The sequence below is a fragment of the Bradyrhizobium sp. Pa8 genome, from assembly GCF_052588265.1.
Genome location: NZ_CP176767.1, coordinates 7,062,139 through 7,077,595, shown reverse-complemented (window position 1 = coordinate 7,077,595; position 15,457 = coordinate 7,062,139). Strand labels below are relative to the sequence as shown.

12 protein-coding genes and 3 pseudogenes are annotated in these 15,457 nt (G+C 61.8%); 8 read left to right on the top strand and 7 right to left on the bottom strand.

From position 1 onward, the window contains the following. Nucleotides 1-107 precede the first annotated feature (107 nt). Nucleotides 108-3,494: an ATP-binding protein gene (locus tag ACKWRH_RS33585; RefSeq protein ID WP_445217013.1), complete on the top strand. Its 3,387-nt coding sequence runs from the start codon at nt 108-110 to the stop codon at nt 3,492-3,494. 739 nt (nt 3,495-4,233) lie between these two features. Next, on the top strand, nt 4,234-4,440 hold the full coding sequence (locus ACKWRH_RS33580) for a hypothetical protein (protein ID WP_445217012.1): 207 nt from the start codon (nt 4,234-4,236) through the stop codon (nt 4,438-4,440). 72 nt (nt 4,441-4,512) lie between these two features. Here ACKWRH_RS33580 and ACKWRH_RS33575 read toward each other — a convergent pair whose 3' ends face one another. The 3 genes and pseudogenes from ACKWRH_RS33575 to ACKWRH_RS33565 form a co-directional block, all read right to left on the bottom strand. Next, complete coding sequence (locus ACKWRH_RS33575; RefSeq protein ID WP_445217011.1) at nt 4,513-4,692, bottom strand: hypothetical protein; 180 nt, start codon at nt 4,690-4,692, stop codon at nt 4,513-4,515. Between the two features lie 1,162 nt (nt 4,693-5,854). Next, nucleotides 5,855-6,064 carry a hypothetical protein gene (locus tag ACKWRH_RS33570; protein WP_445217010.1) on the bottom strand — a complete coding sequence of 70 codons (210 nt, stop codon included), beginning with the start codon at nt 6,062-6,064 and terminating at the stop codon, nt 5,855-5,857. A 1,376-nt stretch (nt 6,065-7,440) separates the two neighbouring features. Beyond that, nucleotides 7,441-7,669: pseudogene (locus tag ACKWRH_RS33565) on the bottom strand (cell envelope biogenesis protein TolA); the annotation flags it as partial. A 257-nt stretch (nt 7,670-7,926) separates the two neighbouring features. Here ACKWRH_RS33565 and ACKWRH_RS33560 point away from each other — a divergent pair. Beyond that, on the top strand, nt 7,927-8,283 hold the full coding sequence (locus ACKWRH_RS33560) for a PRC-barrel domain-containing protein (RefSeq protein WP_445217009.1): 357 nt from the start codon (nt 7,927-7,929) through the stop codon (nt 8,281-8,283). A gap of 179 nt (nt 8,284-8,462) precedes the next feature. Here ACKWRH_RS33560 and ACKWRH_RS33555 read toward each other — a convergent pair. Continuing rightward, nucleotides 8,463-8,852: pseudogene (locus ACKWRH_RS33555) on the bottom strand (ATP dependent DNA ligase); the annotation flags it as partial. A 73-nt stretch (nt 8,853-8,925) separates the two neighbouring features. On the opposite strand from ACKWRH_RS33555, the gene ACKWRH_RS33550 reads away from it, so the two are divergent. The 4 genes and pseudogenes from ACKWRH_RS33550 to ACKWRH_RS33535 all read left to right on the top strand — a co-directional run bounded on the left by ACKWRH_RS33550 (nt 8,926) and on the right by ACKWRH_RS33535 (nt 10,641). Continuing rightward, nucleotides 8,926-9,090 carry a hypothetical protein gene (locus ACKWRH_RS33550; protein WP_445217008.1) on the top strand — a complete coding sequence of 55 codons (165 nt, stop codon included), beginning with the start codon at nt 8,926-8,928 and terminating at the stop codon, nt 9,088-9,090. Between the two features lie 334 nt (nt 9,091-9,424). Then, the gene (locus ACKWRH_RS33545; RefSeq protein WP_445217007.1) at nt 9,425-9,655 is read left to right on the top strand and encodes a DUF6894 family protein; all 231 of its coding nucleotides are present in this window, start codon (nt 9,425-9,427) and stop codon (nt 9,653-9,655) included. Nucleotides 9,656-10,075: 420 nt separating this feature from the next. Next, nucleotides 10,076-10,277 (top strand): annotated as a pseudogene (locus ACKWRH_RS33540) (hypothetical protein). Nucleotides 10,278-10,293: 16 nt separating this feature from the next. Continuing rightward, nucleotides 10,294-10,641, top strand: a complete 348-nt coding sequence (locus ACKWRH_RS33535; protein WP_445217006.1) for a hypothetical protein — start codon at nt 10,294-10,296, stop codon at nt 10,639-10,641. Between the two features lie 111 nt (nt 10,642-10,752). Here the strand turns inward: ACKWRH_RS33535 and ACKWRH_RS33530 are convergent, their stop codons facing one another. Continuing rightward, nucleotides 10,753-11,856, bottom strand: a complete 1,104-nt coding sequence (locus tag ACKWRH_RS33530) for a DNA topoisomerase IB (RefSeq protein ID WP_445217005.1) — start codon at nt 11,854-11,856, stop codon at nt 10,753-10,755. Between the two features lie 254 nt (nt 11,857-12,110). Between ACKWRH_RS33530 and ACKWRH_RS33525 the strand changes: the two genes are divergently transcribed. Further along, the gene (locus tag ACKWRH_RS33525; protein ID WP_445217004.1) at nt 12,111-12,935 is read left to right on the top strand and encodes a ribonuclease HII; all 825 of its coding nucleotides are present in this window, start codon (nt 12,111-12,113) and stop codon (nt 12,933-12,935) included. A 31-nt stretch (nt 12,936-12,966) separates the two neighbouring features. On the opposite strand, the gene ligD is transcribed toward ACKWRH_RS33525, so the two are convergent. Both ligD and ACKWRH_RS33515 read right to left on the bottom strand, forming a co-directional pair. Then, nucleotides 12,967-13,914, bottom strand: a complete 948-nt coding sequence (ligD, locus tag ACKWRH_RS33520) for a non-homologous end-joining DNA ligase (RefSeq protein ID WP_445217003.1) — start codon at nt 13,912-13,914, stop codon at nt 12,967-12,969. A gap of 109 nt (nt 13,915-14,023) precedes the next feature. Next, the gene (locus ACKWRH_RS33515; protein WP_445217002.1) at nt 14,024-15,427 is read right to left on the bottom strand and encodes a TAXI family TRAP transporter solute-binding subunit; all 1,404 of its coding nucleotides are present in this window, start codon (nt 15,425-15,427) and stop codon (nt 14,024-14,026) included. Between the last annotated feature and the right edge of the window lie 30 nt (nt 15,428-15,457).

The following is a 15,457-nucleotide window of genomic DNA, read 5'->3' as shown; positions in this document are numbered from 1 at the left end:
TGTTCGCGTTAAAACGGACGCCGGGTGGTTTTGCCTCGACTGCCGCAAGTGACCCAAACCGGTCCTCCAAGAGGGTGCTCTAGACAGGCTGTCTCGACTGCGGGATCATGCAGCGCGAGGCGAACCGGGGCGCCATCATGGACGTCGGAGTTTGGCTGCGGAGGCTTGGCCTCGAACAGTATGAGGCGGCGTTCCGCGAAAATGAGATCAGTGAGAAGGTCCTGCCCAATCTGACGGCGGAGGACTTGAAAGACTTGGGCGTCGCCATGGTTGGGCACCGCCGCATGCTTCTAGATGCGATTGCGGCTCTGCGCGCGGAAAAGAGCGCAGCCACGCCAGTATTCGACGTTTCTCTGGCAATCCAGGAAGAGGACACCGCCGAGCGTCGCCAAGTGACCGTAATGTTCTCGGATCTCGTCGGCTCGACGGCGCTCTCGGTCCGGATGGACCCAGAGGATTTGCGCGAGGTCATCACGGCCTACCAGAAGTGTGTTGCCGAGACCGTCCGCAGCTTCGGCGGGTTCGTGGCGAAATACATGGGCGACGGCGTTCTCGTCTACTTTGGTTATCCTCAGGCGCATGAGGATGACGCCGAGCGAGCTGTTCGTGCCGGCCTTGCCCTGATCGACGCGGTTGCTGCCCTCTCAGCTCGCGAGCCCCTGCAGATGCGGGTTGGGGTTGCCACCGGGCTGGTGGTCGTCGGAGATCTCGTCGGCTCCGGCGAAGCGCAGGAGCGCGGGATTGTCGGCGAGACGCCGAACCTTGCGGCCCGTCTGCAAAGCATCGCGGAACCGAACACGGTCGTCATTGCCGAGGGCACGCGCAAACTGCTGGGCAATCTCTTCGAGCTGCGGGACCTCGGGCCAACGGAGCTTAAGGGGATCACAGGTCCAGTGCGAGCTTTCGCGGTGCTGCGGGCCAGTTCTGTCGAGAGCCGTTTCGATGCAATGCATCCCGGCGGCCTGACCGCACTCGTCGGCCGCGAAGAAGAGCTTGAACTCCTGTTACGGCGCTGGGCAAAAGCCAAGGCCGGCGAAGGCCAGGTGGTGCTGCTGTCCGGTGAGGCCGGGATCGGCAAATCCAGACTCTCCACCGCGCTCATGGAGCGCCTGACCGCCGAACCTCACACACGGCTTCGTTATTTCTGCTCGCCCCAACACATCGACAGCGTTCTTTATCCGATCATCGGGCAGTTCAAACGGGCTGCCGGACTTGTGCACGGCGACATACCGCTAGCCAAGCTCGACAAACTCGATGCGCTCCTGGCGCAGACTTCGACGTCCCGGCAGGACGCGGCGCTGTTGGCCGAGATGTTGTCGCTACCTAACGACGGACGCTATCCCGCTCTGGAGCCTGTTCCCGAACAGCGCCGGCAGAAAATGCTGGCGGCACTCGGCGTCCAATTGGAAGCCCTAGCGCGGTCCAGCCCCGTGCTCATGATCGTCGAGGATGCGCACTGGGGCGATCCCACGAGCCTGGAAGCGTTCGGTCGCTCGGTGAACCGGATCGCGAGCCTTCGCGTGCTCTTGATCGTGACGTTTCGGCCTGAGTTCGACGCGCCCTGGGTCGGACAACCGCATGTGACAACGATTGCCCTCAATCGGCTGGGGCATCGCGAGGTCGGGACCGTCATCGAGTGCGTCGTCGGCAACAAGCTGCTGCCGGCGAAGGTCAGAAAGGACATTGTCGAGCGCACCGACGGTATCCCGTTGTTCGTCGAGGAGATGACGAAGGCGGTGCTGGAGGCTGGGGGCGAGCGCGGAGCGATGCAGACTGCGGGCGCGATTCCCTCTCCAGCGCTGGCGGTCCCCGCGAGCCTGTATGCTTCGCTGATGGCGCGGCTCGACCGGCTTGGCCCGGCCAAGGAAGTAGCACAAATCGGAGCGGTGATAGGTCGTGAGTTCTCTCATGTGCTGTTAGCCGCCGTGCTGCGGCAGTCAGAGCCGGAACTGGTCTCGGCGCTCGACCGCCTGATGCAATCCGGGTTGCTGTTCCGAAACGGCATCCCGCCGCACGCGACTTATTTGTTCAAGCACGCCCTCGTTCAGGACACCGCCTATGGCACATTGCTGCGTAACAGGCGGCATGCGCTGCATGCGCGCATCGCCCGGGCGCTCGAGGAGACGTTCCCGGACATCGCGGCAACCCAGCCGGAGGTGCTTGCGCACCACTTCACCGAAGCTGATCTTGCGGAAAACGCCGTTGCCTACTGGCAAGCGGCCGGCCAGCGCGCGGCTGAGCGCTCGGCGCATGCCGAGTGCCTTGCCCATCTCTACAAGGGGCTGGCGCTCGTCAGGCGGGTCGTCGATCCGGCGGAGCGTGCCCGCCGCGAACTCGCCCTGCAGCTCGTGCTTGCGCCGGTGCTGATCGCCACCAAGGGCTATTCGGCGCCGGAGGTGGAGCAAGCCTACCTGCGCGCACGCGATCTGTGTCAGCGAGCCGGCGATGTAGCGCAACTGTTTGCCGTGAACTGGGGGCTGTGGGTTGTTTACCAGCAGCGCTGCGAGTTCAAGGCGGCTCGCGGCTTATTGGACGGCCTGTTCGCGATCGCTCGGCAGAGCGCCGATCCGGCGCTCCTCCTGCAGGCGCATCATGCCGCATGGACGACGCTCCTCCATCTCCCGGAACTGACCGCGTGCCGGACGCATCTTGAAGCCGGATGGGCGCTATATCGGCCAGACGCGCACCGTGCCCATATGTTCCTGTATGGCGGCCACGACGCAGCCGTCTGCAATCGATACACCTCGGCCGCCACGCTGTGGCCGCTTGGCTTCCCCGAGCAAGCGCTTGCCACGGCGCGCGAAGCAGTGAGGATGGCGCGGGGGCTATCGCACCCCTTCAGCCTTGTTCTCGCCCTGGTGTTCGCGGCAATGATCTACCAGCATCGGCGGGAAGCGGAGCCGGCCCAGGAGCATGCGGAGACCGCAATCGCGGTGTGCGCCGAGCATGGCATCGCGCCGCACCTGGCGGCGGCTGGGAGCATCTTGCGGGGGTGGGCGATCGCGGCACGCGGGCAAGCGGCGGAAGGTATCGCGGAGATTCGCGGCGGTCTCGCGGCCGTCGAGCCGACAGGCGTGCGCATCCGTCGGCCCTATTATCTCGCGTCGCTGGCTGAAGCATCGGCGTGGGCCGGAGAAATCGAGCAAGGATTAACCGCGCTGGTCGAGGCTGCGCGCGTTGTCGAGGAAACCGGCGAGCGGCGATGGGAGGCGGAAATCTGCCGGTTAACTGGGGAGCTGACGCTTGCCAGGCGGAGCGGCGACGGGACCGAAGCAGAGGGGTGGTTTCAGCGTGCGCTAGACGTGGCTGGTTGCCAGAGCGCCAAATGCCTGGAGCTGCGCGCTGCCACCAGCTTGGCCCAGATCTGGCGCGACCGTGGCAAGCGCAGAGAATCCCGCGATCTCCTCGCGCCTATCTACGGCTGGTTCACCGAGGGCTTCGACACGTTGGATTTGAAGCAGGCCAAGTCCTTACTCGACGAGCTGGCGCAATGAAGTTGCTTGTGGTCGCGGGGGGCCACATGGAAGGTCAGGTTATGGCGCTTAGCTGAACCGCGCAGGGGCCATTGCGAAGTCTGCTTCCAAGGGTGAACCGGACGCAGGCTGCCGATCAGAGGAACGACTAAAGCGCTGTGGCGCTTTTCGGCCACCGGCTCTACTTATCTAGCTATGCCGATTTCCGCGGACTCCATCTGCCAAGACATGGGCATTGAGATTGTGCCGACGACGGTTCGCCCCGGCGATCGCCAGACGTGCGCCGACACGACGATCGCGACCATTTTCGATGAGCATGGGCCCGGTCACCTGACGCTAGTCCTGCGGACGATCACGGAATTGACCGGTAACGAACGAGCCCTCAAAGCGCCTATCATCTGGGCCAGATCTGATCGCAGCGCAGCCGGCCTGGGCTGACCTTGGACTCCGCTGGATCGAGGCCTTCGACAACATCAACTTGCTGGCCCTTATGCGGCAGGCGCAGCCCAACCGGCAGGCCGTTCAGCTGCGGGCGGCAATCTGCACCCTGTTGTTCGAACGCCTCTCAGCGGTGCTCGGCTGGCCGGGAATTGTCATTCGGAAGTGCGCCGCCGAAACTGAGGCCGCAGCCTGACCAAGCGGCACCTCCGCTACATGGTGGTTTGGTAGCTATCGGAACTGGTGCGTTCCCGCGCGAAGACCACGATAGGAACATCGCCATTGACGCTCGATTGATTTCTCTAAACCGAGGAGAGATTAGATGGGCAATTCTGGTGTAGGTATGCTGCTGGGCGACACCTCAGCCTCGCTTTTGTGGCTGTGGTTTCTTAGCGCTTTCGTGTTGGGCGGAGCGATTCTGTACGGCGTGATGAAATCCGGCCGTTTGCGCCGCAGCGAGCGCGCTCAACTAGACCGGACAACGAAAGCAGCGCAGCGGCGGGATGACCCGCAGAAGCGCTATCCCTAGCTCTCTTCCAGGAAGACGGCCGCACCCAGCGACGTCTCGGCCTTCAGGCGGCGCTACGGCCACGAACGCCTTTCAAGCCGACCAGCGATCCTGCTCTTCCCGGTGAGCATGCTCGTTTAGCTGTTCGGCGATCTGGTCAGCGAGCTTATGCGACGAGGCCGTTGCGACCGGCTTGCCCTTTTGCGTCCTCAACTTTTGGTCTTCGACCTCAAGAGGAAAATCGTCCGGTTTGAGAGGAGTGTCCGTGGCCATGTGGCACCTCGACGCGTCTGCACCAGCATAGGAACGTTGCACTGGAGGGTCGGTTGCAAACAAACTTCAACAGGAGGAAACGACAATGAAGTTTGGTAGGATAGTCCTTGCAGCTGCCCTTGTATTCGGATCGATCGCTGCTGCCTCGGCGCAGGGCGGCGCTGGAGGCGGTGCGGGTGGTGCAGGCGGAGCTGGAGCCGGTGCAGGCGGAGCTGGAGCCGGCGCGGGCGCTGGATCGGGCGGAGCCGGCGGCGCAGGTGCGGGATCTGGGGGCGGCGGCAATTCTCCAGCCGCGACCAGCGGTCAAGGGCCATCGAGCAGCCCGAGTTCAGCTAACCCGGGGGCGACCATGAATGACCCGAAGATGAAAGGGAAATAGAAGGGAAAAGAAATAGCCCGCTGACATGATCGAGCGGGCCGTTTTCATGAAGCAGTCGCGGAGCGATCGAGGCCGCCTTAGGCCAACCGGGAGGGAACCGGTGGCAAGAACGTTGGTGTCCAAGTCGATCACGAACTGATCGCTCTTCAAGAGGATCCGGCACGTGTCCGGCGGGGCGCTCGATCTCCGTCGAGATTGAACACAGCGACGTGGAACCAATGGCCTGAATTGGCGACAGCTCGTGATTGCGGAAGACGGTGCGGACCTCGATCGGCTCGAGTGCGCCGCCACAACCACGAGCCACCGGCTGAAACGTCGATACCAACTTGTCATCCAGGCGGGCAGCTCGGCGGGTGGCTAAGGCTAGAGGCCGGCCCCCAATACCAACAGAAGGACACCGATTGCCAGAAGGAGAATGCCCGGCCAGTTCGCTCCGACCCCCAAAAATCCCACGCCGCGCCGGGTCGGCTCTAGTGTATCGCCAGCGGGCCGACTAAGCGATCCCCGCCAAATAGTAGCGCCTGCCATGTACAAGATTCCGCCGAGAACAAGCAGAGCGCCAAATCCTATCAGGACCATTCTCGCCTCCTCAATTCATAGTTGCCATGTCAAGCGCCGGGAGGTTCGAGCCGCACCTCACTCGGACTTGGCCGGCATACGGCCCTTGCCTTCCGCACTTCACGCAGCGGCCCGGATAGGTCCTACGGCCGGGCTCGGACTCCCGCGCGGGCAGCGATCCCGCGCCGTCGCAAGCGTCGAACCGGACTTCGATCGCGCCCTTCGTCACGCCTCGCCCGACCCCGAGAGGATCGACCCCGGCGGCGTGGCGCGCACCGGCAGCAGCCGCTCCGCGGCCTTCAAGGGACCGGCCGCCCTGAGGGCGTATCGGCCGACCAGCGCCAACAGACCGCGCCTGGTGAAGGAGATCAGCCCGCTCAGCCGAATGCGTTGCGTCTGTTCCTTGCAGTAGTCCTCATCTATCGCGCCACTCACACCGAACTTCAGTTTGGCGGCTTCAGCTCACCGGCGAGCCAGCCGACCGCGTCTGTTTGCATCGTATCCACGGCGAAGCGGACCACTTCGGTACGCTCGCAAGTCGAGCACTCGAAGGTGCGCTCATCGAACCCGCGGGGCCGGGAGAGATGCGCGCCAACACCATCCGGTGCTTGCACACAGGACACATCGGACGCTCGTTGGTCGAGACAGCCATCCCCGAAATCTCCACGGCCGATGATACGCCGTCCGCAGCCGGAGTCTTCAATATTCGCGCACAAAGAACCCTTCCGAGGAGCGCCACAGCGCGATCAAGGTCGAGCAGCTCCTTGGCCGAGTTGCGGCGAAGGTTGTGGGAGGCGTGGCACTGCACGGATGTACTCCTAGCGCCACCCAAGGTTCTCGTCCTAGACCGGGGGCCTTTTGCCATTGAAAAAAGCGCAGCTACGCTGCCCGAAGCGGAGGATTATGATTTAAGTACAGACGCACGAACTTGGCGTCATTCGCGATCGCCTGCACCTGGTGGATCGGCATCGCGACCATGTTGCTGTGGCTTCCACCTCAAGGCGGTTCTTAGCCACCCCCACTTAGCCTCGACCCATTTCAAAAAGATGAGGAGGGGTTTTTGAAGGATCGGTACGTCCTGTGCGATGAGAAGGAGCCCGAGAGGAAGCATCCAGAGACCAAAGACGGGCAAAAAGCTGAAGACACCTCCCAGAATGAGCAACATTGCGACAATAACACGAACCCAAAATGAAGAGGGTTCACGTAGCCACCGAATGAAACGGAATACCCTCGTGGGTACTCGGCGCTGGATCAACTCGAAGTATCTGTTCAACTCCGCCTTAACGGGAGCCATGCGTTTCTGGGCCTCTTTGCATCAGGGGGTGCTGCGCCTCTCATATACGCGCCCGCAACTGCGACCCATCCACAAAGGCAAAGGCGCCGGAGGCGTCATCGTTCCACTGATCCGGTAGGGTACATTCCTCATGACGCGGCTGTGAGCCGTAGCCCTTCGCGTGGGGCATTCTGCGACATGCCTTCGGCGAGCGGGAAGCACCGATCGACTTCACCACACCGGCTGATGTCTTCGGGGGCGAGATTTCCCGAAGTCTTCGGAACATTGCTTAGCGCATTCTGTATTTGCGCTCGATTGGGGCGACGGGCAGGCATTCCGCTGAGGTAGATTTGTCCGGGCCGGCTTTCGTAGATTGGCAACTCGCAGAGCATTCGAGGCTCGGTCCGAAGATCAATGAGCTCGTTCCGCAAAAAGTTGTCTTGCCCGAAGCGCCGCGCGGACAGACCACTGCTGCGCAGTACGTCCGTATGCCGAAGTTTCACGGTCGCGCAGGTGAGCTCCCGACATGCCGAGTAGGCAATTTAAGGTCGGAGTGCTCCGCGAACCGCTCATTCGATCCGGCCGGGCCGCTTAAGCACCGCGCTCGGGCAAGCCATAGTCGCAGCAACGACGACCGGATCGTCGGTCTCCTTGGCAGAGCCTTGATGGAAGAGATTTCCGCCGGCGCCTCACGCCTCCAGCGCCTTCTTCATGGACAGCGTGGCAATCGCGAGATCGTAGAATCCCAGCGATGTTTGGTAGGTCAAGACCGGACATGGCCAGTTTGCCCTAGCTAGTCGGCTCGGACCTTGCCCAAATTGACGCTCCTCCTGGTCTGCCAAGGCTCCGGTCCTGCATCAGACTGCGTTTTCTCGGAGCATCCTATTCAGAGGTCAGGCGCTGCAAGCTATGGTGGGAGGGGCGCGCAGTCCGAGCAACCCTGACCAGCCGAGGGGCCGTTCGTCGCAGCGAGGAACGGCTGCCCCTCTGTTCGGTTGACAGTGTTCAGTCAGTGGAGGAATACATGGCCACAGAACAACGCGAAACAGGCAGCCTAATTGGTAGCGACAAGGTGGAAGGAACCGCCGTCTACGGCGCCGACAACGAGAAGATCGGCTCGATTGAACGAGTGATGATCGAAAAGCAGAGCGGCAAGATCTCATATGCCGTACTCGGCTTCGGCGGATTCCTCGGCATCGGCGATGATCACTATCCTCTGCCCTGGCAATCGTTGAAATACGATACCAGCTTGGAGGGCTACCGCACCAACGTCACGAAGCAACAACTCGAAGGCGCACCGAAGTACGCCGACGAGAGCAGCTGGAATTGGGAAGACCCCAGCCGAACGCGTACGGTCAACGACTATTACGCCGGCTTCTAATTAAAGCGAAGAGCCTCGTCCCCGCGGGGTCAGGCTCTTCCTCCCCGCCGACTACCGTAAAAACCGCGACGGGGGATCGCCAAAGTGTGATGCACAGTTTGTGCCAGCGAAAAACGGAGGTGTTGCGTCCGCTTTGGGTCATTCACCTCGAGAGCGGCATTTATGAGTACATGGCCTAATCAAATATCTTCGCGCAGCCCCTTGAAGAACGGATGCCTCACATTCCTCGGCCGACTTCGCGCGGTACTCGATCTCAGCAAATAGCTTCGGTTGGACCCATATGCCTTTGCACAATCCTCTTGGCATAGGGCTGTGTCCTCCGGACCAGCGGCTCGAGGCGCCGCCGCGACTCGGCCGCCGATGTTTTGTCGAAGCCGTGATCGACCTTGCCGGCAAAGATCAGGTTGTCGCCCTTGCGCCGCGCGATAAATGCCGTCCCATTTGCCATCATCGAGCGCGAAGCCGGCAATCGTCAGCGTCTCGCGTTGGGCGCAGTTCTTGACCCAATTGTTGCCCCTGCTGCTCGGGTAGATGCTGTCACGCTCCTTCGAGACGTCGCGACACAGGCCGCAGGAGCTGTCTTCAGGCGGCGTCCTGCGGCCTCTCATTTGGCACCTTCTTTTCGCCGCCGCGTTGGACGCGATGGGCGACGCTGATTTTGCCAGATACCTGCATCAAGCGCAGAATTGCCTGGATGAGGCTGAAAAGGCGACCCGTGAGGTCGACAAGGAGGCGTGGCTGAAGCTTGGGGAAGAATGGATGGAGATGGCGCGCAGAGCTCAACGACAAAAGCCCTCCGAGCACTGAGGCCACGCGGGCTTCTCCGGCGGCGACCAGAGTTCAATTTTAGGAACTCAATGCCGCTGTAGCAGTTGGGGATTCGTTTTTTAACGAATCAAAGGTGCGCCATGCGCCGCAGAGTGAAGCAAACCCGCTCGCTTGACGAACGAATGGCCGAGCAGGCCGCTAAGCTTAAAGAACTGGCCAGCCAGTTGCCCGCCGGGGCAGAACGTGAAGCGCTGCTGAAGCGAGCACGGATCGCTGAGACCGGCGCGCACCTGAGTGATTGGCTGACGTCCCCCGGGTTGGGGCAACCAGACTAAGCCGCGTCGACCTAGCGCGAACCTGCCGTAACGCAAGCATGCCAAGATACTTCTTCCACATCACCCACGAACGCACCGACGTCGATGACGTGGGAGAGGAGCTTTCGGACAAGCACGCCGCATGGAAGGAAGCCACGGTCACGGCCGGGCAGATGCTTCAGGGCATCGACGGAAAGCTGAGGCCGGGGCACGATTGGCGTATGGAAGTGACGGACGAGTTTCAGAACACGCTCTACGTCCTGCACATCCAAGCTGAGAAGCCAAAGTAAACCTCGCAATGATGTCGAGTGAAGAAAGCTTCTCCCTTCTCCTAGACCTGCGATGTCCGCTTATTCGCTAACAGCGGCGCAGAAGGCGACATTTCACGAAGGCCCGCTGAGGGCCAACAACCGACGTTACACTAGTCTTGGAGGTAGAGTTTCTCCATCAATCGGCGTTATTCCTCTCCCATGTTCTCTTGTTCGAACCAATATTGCGCCCGAGTCTTGTCCTTCTCGACGCTTTTGCCCTCAGCGTATAACCTTCCGAAAAGACCCGTCTGCGAGGGCTTGCCGCCGCTGCATTGAGGCGCTCAGCACCCGCGCTGGCGACTCGAGTTCCAAACCCATTTTCCGCAAAATTTAACATGCCTGAATCGCCAGGCTGGAAGAACCAAGCTAGGATGGCATTTTCCCGTTTAGGGGCAGGTCATGTTCGACACGGCAACCACCGCGCTTTTGCGCGCGGTCTTCGACGAAGTATGCGAAAGCGTCTCGCGCCGCGAGATCGGAGCACGGACTCACGTCGGAGCGAAGATACTGGAGGCCGCTACCAGAGGTGAGGTTTCGCCCGAACGGCTTCAGGCAGGTCGGCCGCAACGCCCTATCCCGTGCGCCCACGATGTGGCGCTGATCGATCCGGAGCGGGCGTGAACTTTCAGGTGACGGTCCTCAAGATCCTGGTGAGCTATCCGGACGGCTTCGCAGTCATGAAGGACCTCAAGCGGGACTTGGCCATCCTGGCGACCAGTGGCCGGGATTGGACGGAGCGGACCAAACGCCTCGCTGCGCGGGTTCCGGATCTCGACATCTTTTCACAGGGGCTGGTCGAACGCATCAGGGGCGGCTGGCAGATCACGTCCAAGGGACGGGTAGTGCTTGAGTTCATGGAGGCCCGCCCCGCCGCGTTCGAGCCAGCCCGGCAGGCCGCTGTCGACGAGGCTAAAGCGGTATGCACTTCCTGCCCTCAAGCACTCAACCCTGTTGCAAAAACCTGAAACTGCGCACGTTGTGCGATGTCCCGAAGTTTTTCACATGGGTTAGTGCGAGGAGCGCGACCGGCTTCGTTCGGCAAAGGCTGTCGGCGATCAGGACGCCGAAGCCGCGGCTTAGGTGGGGGCAGTCAGAAAATCGAGACGTTTGCGAAGAAATGCCAGCACCATAATCTCGTCGGAAGTGAGCTTGGTGTACTGGCGCTTGAACTTCTGCGCGATCTTGGCTTCAATCATCTTCACGAGGTCACCTGACATGTAGGCGTTCAGGACTTCCGGGTGCACGTAGCACTTGCGGCAGATGGCCGGCGTGTTGCCGAGCTGCTTCGAGACGCTCTCGATCGCGGCGACGACGTTGCGCTTGGCCTCGGCCTGGCTGTCGTACTTCTTGAATTCGGCCAGCGCCAACGCTGCCAGAACCGTCCCTGCCCAGGTCCGGAAATCCTTGGCGCTGAAGTCCTTGCCCGTGATGTCCTTGATGTAGGCGTTGACGTCGCCGGAATCGACAGTGCGGGGCTGTCCGTCGTCGTCGAGGTATTTGAAGAGCTCGTGTCCCGGGATCTCCGCGCAGCGCTTCACGATCGCGGCTATCCGCTTGTCCTCGACGCGAAGCTTCCATTGTTTGCCTGACTTGCCCGTGAAGTCGAACCGAAGTACGCCGCGGCCAACCGCGACATGCTTGCGGCGCATGGTGGTGAGCCCATAGGACTTGTTTGTTTCGGCATACTCGGCGTTGCCGACCCGGATTAGCGTCTTCTCCAGAAGACTGACGATCGTGGCCAGCACCTTCTCGCGAGGTAGTCCGTCCAGCTTCATGTCGGCGGCGACACGGTCGCGTAGCGCGGGCAGCGCGACCGCGAACTGGATGATGTGCTCGTACTTGTTTTGGTCGCGCAGCTCGCGCCATTTCGCGTGGTAGCGATACTGCTTGCGGCCCCGCGCATCGAGCCCGGTCGCCTGGATGTGGCCGTTGGCCGAGGGGCAAATCCACACGGATTCGTAGGCCGGCGGGATGCCGATTGACTTGATGCGGCGGACGACGCCGGCGTCGGTGATGCGCCTTCCGTCCTTGTCGTAGTAGCTGAAGGTGGTCCCGGTCCGCTTGCGCGTGTAGCCGGGGGCGGAGTCGCTGACGTACCGAAGCCCTTCTTCCGCGATGGTGGCCGCCACTTCGGCGGTGCGGTCTAGAACCTGTTCTTCGTTGCCGGTCTGTCGGAGCATGGGCCTGTCCCTCGGAAGCACCCTGAGATTGAGGCCCCACTCCCTCTAAAGGAACGAAGGCACCTGTTGGTTCCGTTCTGGGGTCGGCGGACGCGATGTGTAGATGCAGCGAAGACTATCCGGACCACGGATGGGAGCCGGTGGTTCCTTTCGACAAGCGCTGCGCAGGTCGAGGAGGGGCATGGCTTAACTTCAGACAATCGCCACAAAGTTCATCGACACGCTCCCCAGAGTCAGACCCCAGCAAGGCCGCTATGTCCCAATATTCACTCGATCTATTGCGTCAACGCTATGTCGTCGAGAAAAGACCGCTCGAGGCCAGCATCGAGGAGATCTTGCGGGCCGACACCCGCGCGGGAGCCCGTGCCATCCTGGCTTCAATCGACAAACGGCGTTTCGGAAATAGGTCCGAAGGGCAGCGTCTCCGCAAGATGCTCCGCTTCGAAACATCTCTCTGGGAAAGCGGCCATCATGCAGTGGCAGGCGTGGACGAAGCCGGAATGAGCCCTCTCGCCGGGCCCGTCTCCTCTGGCGCCGTGATTCTCAAACCGGGCACGCGGATAGTCGGAATCGACGACTCGAAGAAGCTCGACACCGCAGCTCGCGAAGAACTCGCGAAGGAGATCAAGGAAAAGGCAGAGAGTTGGTGTGTGGCGTTCGTCGAGGTCGAGGAGATCGACGCGATCAACATCTATTGGGCAGGCATCCAGGCTATGCAGCGTGCGGTCCAGGGACTAGGGTTGACGCCGCAGCACTTGCTGATCGATGCGAAGCGCTTGAAGGAAATCGACATCCCTCAGCAGGCCATCATTAAAGGCGACGCCAAGTCCGCCAGCATCGCCGCCGCCTCCATCCTCGCGAAAGTCGAGCGCGACGCCGTCATGCGGACGCTCGATTTGCGCCACCCCGGCTACGGCTTCGCGGATCACAAGGGCTACCCGGTGCCGGCTCATTATGAGGCGCTCGCCAGGCTCGGCGCATGCGCAGCTCACCGGCGATCGTTCGGACCTATACGCAAGGCTCTCGGGTTGCCGCCCCTGCCGCCGTGGCCTTCAGCATCCGAGCGCGAAACCGGCTGAACTCCAAGTCGTACGCTTCGTCTCGGCGACGTTATTTTCGCGACCAACTCTTTTCGCGAACGATATCCTTGGCCTTTTTGTCGGACCGCAGGCCGAGATAGACCGGCTGGCGCAGCTCGCCCTTGCTGGTCCACTCCGCGAACTTCACTTCAGCAACCAACGAAGGACGCACCCAGGTAGTGACCCGCTCATCCTTCACCCTGGCAGGAAAGGGCGATTTGGCTGTCTTGAGCCTCACGAGCTTGCCGTGAAGCTCTTCGAGAACTTGGTGGCTGAAGCCGGTGCCTACGTGGCCGATGTACCGCCACGCATCGTCCTCGCGTACCGCCAGCACGAGGGCTCCGAAGAAGGGCCGGGTTCGCCTCGGCGCCGTGAAGCCGACGATAACTACCTCCTGCCGCTGCGCGGTCTTCACCTTCAGCCAGTCGGCGGTCCGGCGTCCGGACGCGTACGGGCTGTCGGCACGCTTAGCCATGATGCCTTCAAGATGTCTCCGCTCGGCTTCTGCGAAGAACTTTGTGCCGCTGCCTTTGCGGTGGTTGCTGAACGCGATCAGCTTGTGGCGCGGCAGGATGACCTTGAGCCGCTTCTTGCGCTCGAGGAGCGGCAGCGCACGCAGGTCCTTGCCGTCTGCGAACATGAGGTCGAACGCGCAGTACAAAAGCTTAGCCTCGTGGCGCAGGGCGTTTTGAAGCAACTGGAAATGGGATACGCCGTCCTTCCCGATCGCGACGAGCTCGCCATCGATCACGGCGTCGGCCTTCACGCCCTCAAGTGCTTTCGCGACCTCGACATAGGAGTGGCTGATGATTTTCCCGTTGCGGCTATAGAGCGCGACCCTACCCCCGCGGATTTCCGCGACCATACGAAAACCATCGAATTTGTCCTCGAAGACCCAATTAGGATCGTCAAACGGTGAGTCGGTCAGCGTGGCTAGCATGGGCTGCAGGCGATGAGGCAGCGTGGATTTTCGGGTCATGGCCGGACGACGGGACAACAGTGGGCAAGGAACGTGTAGGATGCATCGTGAGTTCCGTCGGACAAGGAAAGGCCGAGCCCGAAACCACATCGCTGGCTGTTCGCGCCCGTCACCCGACGCCACCTCGAGGCGACTTCGAGAAGGGAAGCGAAGAGCTCGAACCGCTCTGCAGCGCGGCTCGTCTCTCGGCGGCGGCATGATCGAAGAGGTCGAGCACCAAACCGAATGCGGCCATGTCCTCCTGTTCGATTGCTCCATCATCGTAGCACTTGAGTGTCTCGGCGATGATCGCGTCGACCTCGCGTTGCGATGTCCGCAGATCCTCTTCTGACCGGGCTTCCCCAATGCCCGAGACCAGTTCGAGAATGCGGTTGCGGTTGCTGGTGTTGTCGTCTCGCTCGTCCCGGTTCAGGTAGCGACGCAGCCAGGCGGCGGCCGAACCGATGCCGGAAAGAAGAAGCAGGGCGAACCAGAAGTAGTCGCCGTACTTGTCCAGAAACGTCCGCTCGGTCCCGTTGATGACCGCAGCAGCGCCCCGGTGCACGGAAGGCTCTGCCTCTTTCTCCGTCTCCGGCTTCGTGATGTGCGCGGCGCCGGCGACACGTTGCGTGATCGTGTCCCGGACAGCGAAAAGCTGCCGGTAGAACGCCGCGGCCTTGGCTTCTGACAGCTGTTTTCTGCCCAGGATGAGATGGTTGACGCTGATGGTGTCGACCTTGTCCTCCGGCCAAGCCGGATTTGCGTTGAAGACGCTGCCGGGGATTTCCTCGGCTTCGTAGCGCGGGTGCCTCAGGGAGATGGCTTCGGGCGTTTCGACTGGAATAAACTTCGGCGCTCCGCGCGATCGGGACGTCGCGGCGATGGCCGCGGCCGTGATCTTGCTGTCGAGGGGCCCGACGGCGAGATACGCGTCCAGCGTGGTGTCTTGCGCAAGCTTTTCGATCTCTTCGGTCCCGAATTGAGCCGTGGAAACCTTGTCAGGCTGCACGCCGGAGCCCTCTAGAATTGTCCGCAGGAGTGCGACGTTGGCGCCGGTCCTTCCGATGATGCCGACCTTACGCCCCGACAGATCGGCTATCTCTGCGATCTTGGCCCCTGCCTTTTTCTTGATGTCCTTGCCCTGTCGCCCGGAGGGCGACCACAGGACGACGTAATTCTTACGTAGGACGGCGAGCGTCTGCGCGTCGGCCGGCATGGCAAGATCGCCCCGGCCGACCGCCAAGTCGGCTTTGCCGGCGCCCATGAGGGCCAGGGATTCGGCCGCTCCTGCGGTCGTGATCGGCAAGATCCTGACCGTCCTGCTTTCCTCCTCGAAGGCCTCGGCCATCGCCTCGACCACGTGGTGATCTTCGCTGCCTGAGGGGCCGACGGCGATCCGGAGTGTCTCGGGCTGCAGCACGTAGAAGAGGGCGGCCGCTGCAGCGCCGAAGGCTACGAATCCCATCGCCAAGACGATTAGAAGCCTTCGTTGGCGCCGATCAGGAACGCTTCTGACCGCGTTGGATGGTGGCATCAGCAGACTCTCCGTGAACAAGCGTCTTCT

Excerpts from the sequence above, each read along its gene's own strand:
- ACKWRH_RS33585 (WP_445217013.1), top strand. The coding sequence starts at position 108 with ATGCAGCGCGAGGCGAACCGGGGCGCCATCATGGACGTCGGAGTTTGG.
- ACKWRH_RS33580 (WP_445217012.1), top strand. The coding sequence starts at position 4,234 with ATGGGCAATTCTGGTGTAGGTATGCTGCTGGGCGACACCTCAGCCTCG.
- ACKWRH_RS33575 (WP_445217011.1), bottom strand. The coding sequence starts at position 4,692 with ATGGCCACGGACACTCCTCTCAAACCGGACGATTTTCCTCTTGAGGTC.
- ACKWRH_RS33560 (WP_445217009.1), top strand. The coding sequence starts at position 7,927 with ATGGCCACAGAACAACGCGAAACAGGCAGCCTAATTGGTAGCGACAAG.
- ACKWRH_RS33550 (WP_445217008.1), top strand. The coding sequence starts at position 8,926 with ATGGGCGACGCTGATTTTGCCAGATACCTGCATCAAGCGCAGAATTGC.
- ACKWRH_RS33545 (WP_445217007.1), top strand. The coding sequence starts at position 9,425 with ATGCCAAGATACTTCTTCCACATCACCCACGAACGCACCGACGTCGAT.
- ACKWRH_RS33530 (WP_445217005.1), bottom strand. The coding sequence starts at position 11,856 with ATGCTCCGACAGACCGGCAACGAAGAACAGGTTCTAGACCGCACCGCC.
- ACKWRH_RS33525 (WP_445217004.1), top strand. The coding sequence starts at position 12,111 with ATGTCCCAATATTCACTCGATCTATTGCGTCAACGCTATGTCGTCGAG.
- ligD (WP_445217003.1), bottom strand. The coding sequence starts at position 13,914 with ATGACCCGAAAATCCACGCTGCCTCATCGCCTGCAGCCCATGCTAGCC.
- ACKWRH_RS33515 (WP_445217002.1), bottom strand. The coding sequence starts at position 15,427 with ATGCCACCATCCAACGCGGTCAGAAGCGTTCCTGATCGGCGCCAACGA.